The organism is Bradyrhizobium amphicarpaeae (genome assembly GCF_002266435.3).
Lineage (GTDB): Bacteria > Pseudomonadota > Alphaproteobacteria > Rhizobiales > Xanthobacteraceae > Bradyrhizobium > Bradyrhizobium amphicarpaeae.
In genome coordinates this window covers 6831037-6842965 of sequence record NZ_CP029426.2, presented here as the reverse complement: position 1 = coordinate 6842965, position 11929 = coordinate 6831037, and the positions used below count along the sequence as shown (strand labels likewise).

Genomic DNA, 11929 nt, shown 5'->3' with positions numbered 1-11929 from the left:
CAGGGGAGAATCATGAGTGTTGAGGGAACGACGGGGGTGACCGGCAAGACGATCGGGACCAAGGCAACGCCGAAGGGCGCCTGGACCGTCACGTTTCTCCTCTTTCTCTTCATGGTCGTGAACTTCGCCGACAAGATCGTCGTCGGTCTCGCCGGCGTACCGATCATGACCGATCTGAAGCTCAGCCCGGAGCAGTTCGGCCTGCTCGGCTCCTCGTTCTTCTTCCTGTTCTCGATCGCCGCCATCGTGGTCGGCTTCATCGTCAACAAGGTGCCGACGCGCTGGGTGCTGCTGGTGCTCGCGGTGATCTGGGCGCTGGCGCAGTTTCCGATGGTCGGCACCGTCTCCTTCACGACCCTGTTGATCTGCCGCATCGTTCTCGGCGCCGGTGAAGGCCCGGCCTTCTCGGTCGCGGCACACGCGATCTACAAATGGTTCCCTGACGAGAAGCGCACGCTGCCCACCGCGCTGCTGTCGCAGGGTTCGGCCTTCGGCGTGATCCTGGCGGTACCGGCGCTGAACTGGGTCATCGTCAATCATTCCTGGCACTATGCTTTCGGCGCGCTCGGAATCGTCGGTTTGATCTGGGTCTGTGCCTGGCTCGCGCTCGGCAAGGAAGGCCCGCTGGAGGACACGCAGGTCCTGGCCGCGACCGAGCAGAAGATCCCTTATTTGCAGCTTCTCACCTCTCGCACCTTCATCGGCTGTGTCGCCGCGACCTTCGGCGCGTATTGGGCTCTGTCGCTCGGCCTGACCTGGTTCACGCCGTTCATCGTCAAGGGTCTCGGTTTCTCGCAGAGCCAGGCTGGCTTCATCTCGATCCTGCCCTGGGTGTTCGGTGCCACCATCGTCATTCTCACCGGCTGGATCTCGCAGGTGATGATGGCCCGCGGCTACAACACCCGCGTGGCGCGCGGCGTGCTCGGCTCGGTGCCGCTGGTGATCGGCGGGCTGATCCTGGCGATGATGCCGCATGTCCAGGGTGCAGGCCTGCAGATCGCATTGCTCGTGGTCGGCTCCGGCCTGTGCGGGGCGATCTACGTGGTCTGCCCGCCGATGCTCGGCGAGTTCACGCCGACGTCGCAGCGCGGCGCCGTGCTCGCGATCTACGGCGCGCTCTACACGCTGGCCGGCGTCATCGCGCCGGCCGTGATGGGAGCGATGATCCAGCGTGCCGGCAGCACGATCGACGGCTACATGACCGGCTTCACCATCAACGCCGTGATCATGGTCGGCTCCGGCCTGCTCGGCCTGCTGCTGCTGTGGCCGAACACGGAAAAGGCCAGGCTGACGCGTGGCGCCACGACGCAAAGCGCGGAGCTGAAGGGCGCTGTGACTCTGACGTAAGGGCTGGCCTTCTTACCCTCCCCTGGAGGGGGAGGGTCGCTACGCATGTAGCGAAGCGGAATGCGTAGCGGGGTGGGGTGACGGTCTCTCCGCGACGAACAGTGCCCGAGTGGAGAGATCACCCCACCCCGCTCGCGCTGCGCGCGATCGACCCTCCCCCTCCAGGGGAGGGTCAAGCGGCAACGCCGCCCTAGCTTGCCATCCCCTGCGCGCCGCGAATCAACTTCCCCGGCCGCCGACCCGTCGCTTCACCGTGCCGTCGCGTCACCACGCCCGAGACGATGGTCGCCTCGTAGCCGTCGACGTCCTGCAACAGCCGCCGTCCGCCCACCGGCAGATCGTAATGCACCTTGGGCGGATGCAGATGCAGCCGGTCATAATCGATCACATTGACGTCGGCCTTGTAGCCGGGCGCGATCAATCCTCGGTCGGTGAGGCCGACCGACAGTGCGGTCTTGCGCGACTGCGCCGCCACCACGAAGGGGATCGACAGCTTCTCGCCACGGGTGCGGTCGCGCGTCCAGTGCGTCAGCAGATAGGTCGGGAAGCTGGCATCGCAGATGATGCCGCAATGCGCGCCGCCATCGGACAGGCCCGGCACCGATTGCGGGTCTGACAGCATCTCGCGCGTCGCATCGAGATTGCCGTCGGAATAATTGAGGAACGGCACATAGAGCATGCCGCGGCCCTCGTCCGACAGCATCGCATCATAGGCGAGCTCTTCCGGCTGGCGCCCTTGCCGGCGCGCTTGCGGCCCCAGCGCGTTCTCCGGCGGCTGCTCGTAATCGGGGGGAACGCCGAGCAGGAACATCTTGTCGTAGTTGGGCCGGAAGAACAGCGGATCGTCGGTGGCGGTCGCCGTCTCACTCAGGATCGCCCTGCGCACCTCCGGTTGATGCAGCTTCGCCAGCCGCGCCTGCAACGGCAGATGCGCGATCGCCTTGTAGCTCGGATGGGTCTGGAACGGATTGCGCGACAGCTCGAGCCCGAGCAGGAGGCCGACGGGCCGCGCCGCGATCTGCGCAGTGATGGAGAGGCCGCGTTTGGCGGCCGCGTTGATCTCGTCCAGCGTCTGGCGCCAGCGGTTGGGCGCCTTGTCGTTCTGCGTGATCGAGAACGAGATCGGACACTTCGTCGTGTCGGCGACCCGCAGCATCATCGGCAGGTCTTCGTGGATGGTGGAGAGGTCGAGCACGAATTGCAGCACGCTGCGGCCCTGGCTGTGCATCGCGCCGGCGATCGCGGTGAGCTCGTCCTCGCCCGCCTTCAGCGTCGGCGTGAAATCGCCGGTCGAGGTGCGGTGGTTGAGCGTCCGCGAAGTCGAGAAGCCGAGAGCTCCGGAACGCACTGCTTCGCCCGCGAGCTTGGCCATCGCCGCATTGTCCTCCGCGGTCGAGGGATCGCGGCGGGCGCCGCGCTCGCCCATGACATAGACCCGCAGCGCCGCATGCGGCAGCTGCGCGCCGACATCGATGTCGAAATCGCGCTTCGAGAGCCAGTCCATGTAGTCCGGAAAGCTTTCCCACGCCCAGGGAATGCCGGCGCTCAGGACAGGCTCGGGAATGTCCTCGACGCCTTCCATCAGCTGGATCAGCCTTGTATGATCGGCAGGCTTGCATGGGGCGAAGCCGACACCGCAATTGCCCATGATCGCGGTGGTGACGCCGTTCTGCGAGGATGGCGTGATGTCCTGGCTCCAGGTGACCTGGCCGTCATAGTGCGTGTGCACGTCGACGAAACCAGGCGTCACCAACTTGCCGCGCGCGTCGATTTCCTCGCGGCCCTTCGCGGCAACCTTGCCGACCGCGCTGATCTTGCCGCCGGTGATGGCGACATCAGCCTCGAACAGCTCGCCGCCGCGACCGTCCGCAACGGTGCCGCCGCGGATCACGAGGTCAGGATTGCTCATGGTGCTTCTTCCCGATGGTTGTTTTGCTTGGGCGCATTTTCGGTTGCGCAGTCGCAGTGTCAACCGCGGGGAAGTGCGCTCAGGGTTGCGTTGCGGCCTTGGCCGGCTTCCGCTCCGTAAACGGCGACAGCAGCACGGTCGCGACCATGAACACCACCGACGCGCCGAACACCCAGTGCGGCGCGCTCTGGTCCATGATCCAGCCGAACAGCAGCGGCGAGACGATGCCGCCGAGGTTGAAGCCGGTGGAGACGATGCCGAAGGCGCGTCCCGCGGCGCCTGCCGGCGCGGCATTGCGCACCAGCATGTCGCGCGAGGGTGCGATCACGCCGGAGAGGAAACCTGCAGCGGTCATGGTCGCGGTCAAGGCCCAGCCCGGCAGCGTCACCAGCGCGATCAGCAGCACGATCGCCGCGTTCGCGGCAAAGCAGGCCGCGGCGACATAGCCGTGGCGTTCGGTGTGATCGGCGAGGAAACCGCCGGCCAGCACGCCGGCGGCGCTGGCGCCGAGGAACGCGGTCAGCGCGACATTCGCGATCGAATAGGAGGTGCCGTAGCCGCTCATCAGCGCCACCACGCCGAAATTGTTGATGCCGGCCACCGACAGGCTGAGCAGCATGAACAGGGCGGTCAGCGTGATCAGGGCCGGGGTGACGACGGCCTGCCTTGGCGCGTTCTCGTGGCCCGGCTTCTTCTTGTGGGCGCCGGCCTCGGGGATGCCGATGGCCACCAGCAGCAGCGCCACCAGAATGGCGATGGCGCCGGATGCGATCAGCGCGCCGACCCCGCCCGACACGATGACCAGCGCGGCGACGATGGCCGGCGTCACCGCGCCGCCGAGATAGCCGGCAAAGGTGTGGATCGAGAAAGCGCGGCCCATCCGTGCCTCGTCCATGTGCTCGGCCAGGATCGCATAGTCGGCGGGGTGATAGACGCTGTTGGCGAGCCCGAGCAGTACGGCGCACGCGATCAGCGAAGCGTAGCTCACATGCAGGCCGAGCAGGATCAGCGCGCAGCCGCCGAGCGTCAGCCCGATCAGCAGGATTTTGCGCGCACCAAAATGGTCGACGAGATAGCCGGTCGGGGCCTGGGTCAAACCGGAGACGACGGCAAGAGTGGTCAGCGAGAAGCCGAGCTCGACATAGCCGACGCCGAGCTTGTCCTTGAGGAACGGGAATAGCATCGGCAGGACCAGCAGATGGAAATGGCTGACCCAATGCGCGATCGAGATTCCGGTCAGCGTGCGTAGCGCGCTGTCCGCCCTGCCTTGCTGCGGTGCGGCAAGAACGTCGACCATTGCAGTTTCGGTTTCACTCCCTGGAAGTCGCGCAAACTATCGGGGAGAGCGGTTATTTGTCCATGAACGCAGGCGCATGGCAGCTAGTGCGGCTGGGGGCGACCCCGGCGAGGGCCGCTCACAACGGCTCGTCATCCGGGCCATAGCGGTCGCGCTTGGGCGTTGCGATGTCGCCGTCCTCGTCGTCGTCGTCATCGAGAGGCGGCGGAGGTGTCTTCACCTTGAGTTCCGTCGGCTTCTTCTCGGCGATCTTGTTCTCGGCGACCTTGGGCGGCTCGCTTGGTTTGCAGATCCTGGTCATGGCTGGTCCCGGATGGTGATGCTGCATCCGATCCTATCCGGAAGATATGTGCAGTTTCTGACCTATCGCAAGCAGGGCCGTCAGTGCACCAGCGGCCCGCCTGCCTTCTTCCAGGCGTCCACGCCGCCGGCGATGTGGGCGGTGTTGGACAGGCCGGCCGCCTTGGCCGCTGCCACCGCCATCGCCGAGCGCTCGCCGAAGGCGCAGAAGAACACGATGCGGCGGCCGGTGGCGGCGGCGACCTCGCGCAGCATGCCGCCCGGTTTGAGGCTTTCCTCGACGGACGGATAGGGCGTATGCAGCGCGCCTTCGAGCATGCCGTGCTTCATCCGCTCGTTGGCTTCGCGCAGATCGACCAGCAGCATGTCGGGCCGGCCGAGGACGCGGATCGCCTCGACCGCGCTGAGCGCGCGGCCTTCCTTCTCCAACTCCTCCTGGTGCAGGCCGACATGCATGTTGGCGGGCACCGCCACGTCCATCATCTTCGGGTTGGGCAGTTTCAGGTTGGCCATCAACTCGATATATTCGTCGACCGAGCGCACCTGGAGCCGCGGGTTGTAGCGCTTCTCCTCGCCGATGGTGGAGACGGTGTCGCCCTTGTAGTCGTGTGCCGGAAACACCATCGTCTCATCGGGCAGCTTGAGCAGCCGGTTGAAGATCGAATCGTACTGCGCGCGTGAAGAACCGTTCTGGAAATCGGTGCGGCCGGTGCCGCGGATCAAGAGCGTGTCGCCGGTGAAGACGCGATCGCCCATCAGATAGGAATAGGAATCGTCGGTGTGGCCGGGCGTGTACATCACGTCGAGCGACAGGCCCTCGATCGTCACCTTGTCGCCGTCGGCGACCCGCATCGCCACCACGTCGGCCTTGGTCTGGTCGCCCATCACGGTCATGCAATGGGTGCGGTCGCGCAGCTCGCCGAGGCCGGTGACGTGGTCGGCATGCAGATGGGTGTCGACCGCCTTGACCAGCTTGAGGTCGAGCTCGCGCAGCAATTGGCAGTAGCGATCGACCTTCTCGAGCACCGGATCGAGGATCAGCGCCTCGCCGCCGTGGCGGCTGGCGAGGACGTAGCTGTAGGTGCCCGAAACGCTGTCGAAGAGCTGGCGGAAGATCATGGCAGAAGGTCCGGCGATGGAACTGATTTTCGAGGATTCTACTACGCCGGGGGCCAGAAAGAGAAGCAATTCACTGCGTAAGAAGTAAAATTTGGAAGATCTTTATTGTCGGTTGAGGGATGTCGGGATCAGTCAGCCACGCAATGGCGGCACGCCCACCCGCCGCTGTCATTCCCCGTGAAGGCGGGGAATCCAGTATTTCGCAGCTTCTCGATTCATCCACCGGCGGTCACGCAGTACTGGATCGCCCGCCTTCGCGGGCGATGACACCGAATGTGTGGCAGGGACGTGCTGGGAACTCCGGATAGGCCCTACGGCCTCACCACCGTATATCCATTCTCCGCCAGGAACAGGATCTGCCCGACGCCCACCTGCACCGGTGTCGCGGCAGGGATGAACTCCGGCCGCTTGCCGGTCTCGCGTTCGATCGTATCGACCGTATTGAGGCAGATGTCGAACCGCACGCCCTGCGCAATCAGGCTCTCGACCTGCTTGCGATGCTCGCTGCCGGACAGCAGAAGATCGATGCCGGGGCCGAACGTCACCACCTCGATCGCGATCTTGTCGGGGTCGTAGGCCTTCAAGAGATTGTTGGCGACGCTCAGCACCAGCGCCTGCTTCCTGGCATCGCCGTCGGAGAGCTGCAGCACGATTCTGTGCTCCGCGAACGGCTTGTCCTGAAGCGGCACCTGCTGCGCCGAGACCGGCGAAATCGCGGCTCGGACCAGCAGCGCCAGCATCAGCGCAAGGAGGGTCCGCCTCCGCCTCATCCCTGTCCCGCAATGCCCGGATTGTTCTCGACGCCCCTCAGCGTCACGCCGGAGCCGAGCCGCTCCTGAAACATCCGGCCCGAGCGCAGATATTTGCCGACGACATCCCACACCGGCGCGCCCTGCTGGCCGTTGACCGAAGCCCAGCCTGCGACCTTGTAGCGGTGGTTGGCGCTGAGCGCCTTGCCGCCGGTGAGCTTCAACTCCGAGATGCGGCCGCCGATCGCGGCTGCCGGCGTGCAGGTGTAGCTGAGCCCGGCGGCGCGCACCATGTCGCCGCCCTGCTGGTAATAGGGGTCGGCGTTGAACAAATTGTCGCAGACGTCTTCCAGCACGCTCTTGATCTCTGCGCCCGTCATCTCCTGCACATAGGTCTCGGGATAGGTGATCGCGGTCTCCGCCAGCAGATCCTCCATGGTCAGCGGCTGGCCGGGCAGCGCGGTGACGCCCCAGCGGAATCCCGGCGACAGCGCGATCTCGGTGTCGAGCTCGGTGCGGAGCGCGGTGCAGATCAACTCGTCGACCGGTCCGGAGAAATTGCCGCGGCGATAGAGCAGGCGGTCTGGCGTTGCGATCTTCTCCGACCAGTCGGTCACGTGCGGCGCGCGCACCCGGCCGATCAGCTCGGCCATGGCGGGATCGGGCTTCAGCAACTCGGAATAGACTGGCAGCAGATGATAACGAACGTCGCCGACCTTGCCCTTGTCGATCGCAAGGTCGAGCACGGCGAGGAATTTTCCGTTGGAGCCGGCATTGGTGACGAGCGTGGTGCCGGCGGCGTTCTTCACTGGCATAGGCTGCGGCACGGCGTCATGGGTATGGCCGCCGAGAATGACGTCGATGCCGGTGACGCGGCTTGCGAGCTTGAGGTCGACATCCATGCCGTTGTGCGAGAGCAGGATGACCGCATCGACCTTGTCGGTGCCGCGCAGGGCATCGACATGCTTTTGCAATTCCTCCTCGCGGATGCCGAAAGTCCAGTCCGGCGTGAACCGTTTGGGATGCGCGATCGGCACGTAAGGGAAGGCCTGGCCGACGATCGCAATCCGATGACCGCCGATCTCCTTGATGACGGAGGGCTTGAACACGCGCCCCGTGGCCTTGTCGAAGGCGGGAGCGTCGTTGAACGCGGCTTCCTCGGTCAGGAAAACGTTCTGCGCCAGGAACTCGCCCTTGAAGCGCTCCAGATTGTCGCGCAGGACCTGTTCGCCATAGGTGAACTCCCAATGCCCGGTCATCGCCTCGATGCCGAGCAGATTGGCGACCTCGACCATGTCGCGGCCCTGCATGACGTTGGCAAGCCCGGTGCCCTGCCAGAGATCACCGCCGTCGACGAGGAGCGAACGCTTCTCGCCGACCTCGCCACGCAAGCGATCGACCAGCGTCTTCAGATGGGCAAAGCCGCCGAGCTTGCCGAAGCGGCCCGCGGACTTGTCGAACTCGAGACAGGTGAAGGCATAGGCATCGGCGCTGTCGGGGCGGATGCCGAACCGGTCGAGGAAGGCGCGGCCGACCAGATGCGGCGGCCGTCCGGCCATCTCGCCGATGCCGATATTGATGCTGGGCTCGCGGAAATAAACCGGGTTCAGCTGCGCATGCGTGTCGGTAATGTGCAGGATCCGCGCATTGCCGAACCGTTCGAGGTCGTAGATGCCTGCGGTTTCGGCGCCCCGCGCAAGCCTCGGCAGACCGAGAGAAGCGGCCGCAAGGCCCGCGCTCTTCAGGAAATCACGGCGGCGGATCGCCATCCAAAAATTCTCCGCGCCCTCAACGACCGCAAGACTGTTCCACTTAAGGCCCAGTCTAGCGGATTTCCATCGCTTTCCAGGCTTCTTTTTCAGACGTCGCCTGGAAGATCGACGCTTTTGCCAGCGCCTCGGCCTCTTTGGCTGCGGCTGTGGCGCGGTCGAAATCGCCGCCATCCGCCGCTTTCCTCGCCGCGGCCAGCGTCGAGACGGTCACGGTCCACTGATTGCGCAAGCCTGCAGCCTCCTTCGATGCGGCTTCCGCGGTGGCATAGGCCGCCTTGTAATCCGCTTCATTGGCCGCGCGCGCCGCTGGCGCGAGGCTCAACGCCAGCAGCATGGCGAGAGGAAGTGACCGCTTCATGGCCGTGCTCCCGGTCCGGAGATCGGCAGGCCATTGGCGACGTAGGACAGGAAATATTCGACGTCGCGGTATTCGTCCGATTGCGGCTCCAGCGGAACCGCGCGGGTCTGGCTGTTGCAGGTGACGAAGCGGCGGCTGATGGTGCCCATGCCGCTCCATTCGGAGCGGTAGATCGGCATCGCGTTGAGAATGCCGAGCGCCGGCGCCAGGATCTCGGCGCGGATGCGTTCGCCCGGGCTCTGCACATGGCAGCTGGCGCAGGAGAAATTCAGCTGGCCGCGCCGCGTGTAGAAATAGCGTTTGCCGTTCTCGAACGCTGCGAGCGCGCGCGGATCGTCGGGAATCCTGACGTCCATCGGCTTGCCGCGCGAGGTGAAGGCCATGTAGGCGGTGAGCGAGGCCATCTCGTCCTTGACGTAGGAATAGGGCTGTTCGCCATTGGCCTCGCGGCAGCGGTTGAGCGCGAGCTCCAGCGTGACGACCTTGCCTTCCTTCTCGTCGAAGTATGGATAGTTCTGGCGGACGCCGATGCCGCCGTTCGGGAAGCAGTCGGCATAGGTCTTGCCGTTCTTGAACGGGGTGGCAAACATCTCCTTGCCGGCGTCGAGCGCGAACTCGTAAGGCGGGAATTCCTCCTTCTCCTGCCACTGCCGCTTCATGTCCGCGTTCATGGAGTACGGACCGTTGACGAAGTCCTCGTGCTTCACGTCAGGAAATTTCTGGAAGAAGTAGTTCCGAAACGCCTTGGCGTCGGCGACGGGATCGACCTTGTCCGCCGCGACGACGCGCGGCGAGGTGAGGGCGAACGCAACCAGCGCGGCACTGAGTGAGCCAAGCAGGAGGGAGAGGCGGGTCTGCATCACGCGATCTTCGCGGTGGTCGTATCCGACGCACCCTTGTTGTCGGTCCAGGAGATCTTGAGCTCGTCGCCCTTCTTGGCGCCCTTGAAGCTGAATTTGACGTAGGGGTCCTTGGAGACCGCAGTGCCCCAATCGGCGACGAAGACGTCCTTGCCGTTACATTCGAACTTGAGCTGCTGGATGTAGTGCGCCGGGATCAACTCGCCGGCGGGATTTTTGACCAGGCCGGTGTCCATCGGGTGCTGGATCAGCGTCTGCACCTCGGTGATGTCGCCATTGGATGTTGCGCGCACGCGAATGCTTGATGCCATCGGACCGATCCTCCTAGCCGCCGCAGCCGCCGACGGTGACCTTCACTTCCTTGGTCGCGCTATAGAGCTTGCCGTCAGCCTCGACGATGGCGACCAGTTTGGTGGTCTTGGCCATCTTCAGCCGGTTGGCGACGCCCGGAATGGTGCCCTCGGCGATCTTGTAGGATGCGGCAAGCGCGAACGGGTTCTCGCTCACGAAGAACGAGATCGAGCTCACCTTGTCGAGAGTTGTCGTCACCGACACCGGGACCACGCCGCCGTTCTCTGCGATCTCGGGCGCATCCAGCTTGACCTTGTCGGAGGGCTCGGCATTCCTGCCGTAGAGTGCCTTGATCGCGTCGGCCTCGTTCTTCTGCTTGAAGGCCTCTTCCGGATATTTGTCGTTGGCCGCGGCATGCGCAGGCGCGAACGGCAGATTGCCGAGGCCGAGCAGGGCGACGGAGGCCGCGCCCTGAAGGATCAGGCGCCTTGTCGCAAGCGGGCCGCTGGTCGTGGTCATCTCAAATCTCCTGGGCAGCCGGCCGTTACAGGGTTTGCAGGAAATCAACGATCGCGCTGATCTCCTGTTCGGTCAAAATCCGGTTCCGGCCGAACGGCGGCATCATGGTCTGCGGGTTGCGCTTGGTCTCGTCGAAGATGATCGCGGTGAGTTCGCTGCGATCGGGGTATTTGGTCTTGAGGTCCTTCAGTTCCGGCCCGATCGTTCCCGGCAGGTCACCGCCCTTGATGACGTGGCAGGTCAGGCAATTGCCCTTGCCGCGATCGAAAGCGAGCCTCTCACCGTCGGGAGCAGCGGATTGTGCCCGCGCAGGAGCCGCAGCCGCGCCGGCGGAGAGAACCAGCGCCACCAGGACGGCAAGCTTGCAAGGAAAAGCGGTCAAGGCATCGTCCCAAGCGTTATGTCGATGATCTCGTTTGCGGAAATATAAGCGTTCCAAAGCACAAAGGGCATCGCCTGACAATCAAGACTATGCACGCGGCAAAATGGAGTTAATATCCTCCGCATTGCAACCCGTGAGATAAGTTCGTTCATCTACCAGGTCGGTACTAGCAAATTATTCTAGGGCGTTTGGCCCTTCGGGCCGGCTTTTCTGTTTCGCATTCATTGGGGACTCACTTGGCTGAATATGTCGTCGAATTTGGCAGGGACGGCGGACGGGTCGAGCCGGATGGGCGGCTCGATGCTCCGGCATTTCATCGCAATCATGAGCCGCTATGGGCGGCGCTGGAAAAGCCCCTCACCGGGATGACCGGCGACGTGGTCGAGCTCGGCAGTGGAACAGGACAGCACGTGGTCCATTTCGCCCGCCATACGCCCGGCCTGATCTGGTGGCCCAGCGACCTCAACCAGCGCCACCTCAAGAGCATCGAAGCCTGGCGCGTCCATGCGGGCCTGCCAAACATCCGCAGCCCGTTGCGGATCGATCTCACCGATCCCGACTGGTGTCAGGAGATGAAAAGCGGGCAGGGGCCGACGAGCCTTGCGGCCGTGTTCTGCGCCAATGTCATCCACATCGCGTCCTGGGCGGTGGCCGAGGGTCTGTTCGCCGGCGCCGGCCGTTACCTGCGACCCGACGGCAAGCTGTTCCTCTACGGCCCGTTCAAGCGAGACGGCAAGCACACCGCGCTCAGCAATGCGGTGTTCGACACCTCCTTGCGTGAAGGCAATCCCGATTGGGGCGTGCGCGACATCAGCGATGTCGTGCTGCTCGCGAAGGCCGCGGGTCTTCGCCTCGTCGATTCCGTCGACATGCCTGCGAACAATCTGACACTTGCGTTTGAGCGGTAGCTGCGCGGCCGGTGCGCTCCCTCGCCCGCTTGCGGGGGAGGGTTGGGGAGAGGGTGTCTCCGCAACGGGACATTCCCCAAGAGGAGAGAGCCCTCACCCGACGCTACGCGCCGACCTC

The 11929-nt window shown here is 64.6% G+C and carries 13 protein-coding genes; 2 read left to right on the top strand and 11 right to left on the bottom strand.

The genetic code is table 11. The annotated features are described in order from the left end of the window. Positions 1 to 12: 12 nt before the first annotated feature. On the top strand, positions 13 to 1347 hold the full coding sequence (locus CIT40_RS32125; RefSeq protein WP_094892599.1) for an MFS transporter: 1335 nt from the start codon (positions 13 to 15) through the stop codon (positions 1345 to 1347). A 190-nt stretch (positions 1348 to 1537) separates the two neighbouring features. Here the strand turns inward: CIT40_RS32125 and CIT40_RS32120 are convergent, their stop codons facing one another. The 11 genes from CIT40_RS32120 to soxX all read right to left on the bottom strand — a co-directional run bounded on the left by CIT40_RS32120 (position 1538) and on the right by soxX (position 10903). After that, positions 1538 to 3256, bottom strand: a complete 1719-nt coding sequence (locus CIT40_RS32120; protein WP_094892598.1) for an N-acyl-D-amino-acid deacylase family protein — start codon at positions 3254 to 3256, stop codon at positions 1538 to 1540. 79 nt (positions 3257 to 3335) lie between these two features. Continuing rightward, a complete protein-coding gene (locus CIT40_RS32115; protein ID WP_094892597.1) occupies positions 3336 to 4553 on the bottom strand; it encodes an MFS transporter in 1218 nt (405 codons plus the stop codon). 118 nt (positions 4554 to 4671) lie between these two features. Further along, positions 4672 to 4854, bottom strand: coding sequence for a hypothetical protein (locus tag CIT40_RS32110; protein ID WP_094892596.1), 183 nt, complete (start codon positions 4852 to 4854; stop codon positions 4672 to 4674). An 80-nt stretch (positions 4855 to 4934) separates the two neighbouring features. Then, entirely contained in the window at positions 4935 to 5972 is a 1038-nt protein-coding gene (locus tag CIT40_RS32105) for an MBL fold metallo-hydrolase (RefSeq protein ID WP_094892595.1), read from the bottom strand. 311 nt (positions 5973 to 6283) lie between these two features. Further along, entirely contained in the window at positions 6284 to 6742 is a 459-nt protein-coding gene (locus CIT40_RS32100; RefSeq protein WP_094892594.1) for a DsrE family protein, read from the bottom strand. Continuing rightward, positions 6739 to 8490 carry a thiosulfohydrolase SoxB gene (gene soxB, locus CIT40_RS32095; protein ID WP_094892593.1) on the bottom strand — a complete coding sequence of 584 codons (1752 nt, stop codon included), beginning with the start codon at positions 8488 to 8490 and terminating at the stop codon, positions 6739 to 6741. Before soxB ends, CIT40_RS32100 begins: the two co-directional genes overlap by 4 nt. Before the next feature lie 55 nt (positions 8491 to 8545). Further along, positions 8546 to 8851: a hypothetical protein gene (locus CIT40_RS32090; RefSeq protein WP_094892592.1), complete on the bottom strand. Its 306-nt coding sequence runs from the start codon at positions 8849 to 8851 to the stop codon at positions 8546 to 8548. After that, a complete protein-coding gene (gene soxA, locus CIT40_RS32085; RefSeq protein WP_162307777.1) occupies positions 8848 to 9711 on the bottom strand; it encodes a sulfur oxidation c-type cytochrome SoxA in 864 nt (287 codons plus the stop codon). Before soxA ends, CIT40_RS32090 begins: the two co-directional genes overlap by 4 nt. After that, positions 9711 to 10022, bottom strand: a complete 312-nt coding sequence (soxZ, locus tag CIT40_RS32080) for a thiosulfate oxidation carrier complex protein SoxZ (RefSeq protein WP_094892590.1) — start codon at positions 10020 to 10022, stop codon at positions 9711 to 9713. Before soxZ ends, soxA begins: the two co-directional genes overlap by 1 nt. A 13-nt stretch (positions 10023 to 10035) precedes the next feature. Continuing rightward, positions 10036 to 10521 (bottom strand): thiosulfate oxidation carrier protein SoxY, encoded by a 486-nt coding sequence (soxY, locus tag CIT40_RS32075; protein WP_094892589.1) that lies wholly within the window; start codon positions 10519 to 10521, stop codon positions 10036 to 10038. 25 nt (positions 10522 to 10546) lie between these two features. Then, positions 10547 to 10903 carry a sulfur oxidation c-type cytochrome SoxX gene (soxX, locus tag CIT40_RS32070; RefSeq protein WP_414645381.1) on the bottom strand — a complete coding sequence of 119 codons (357 nt, stop codon included), beginning with the start codon at positions 10901 to 10903 and terminating at the stop codon, positions 10547 to 10549. Between the two features lie 236 nt (positions 10904 to 11139). Between soxX and CIT40_RS32065 the strand changes: the two genes are divergently transcribed. Further along, entirely contained in the window at positions 11140 to 11811 is a 672-nt protein-coding gene (locus CIT40_RS32065) for a DUF938 domain-containing protein (RefSeq protein ID WP_094892588.1), read from the top strand. Positions 11812 to 11929 lie beyond the last annotated feature (118 nt).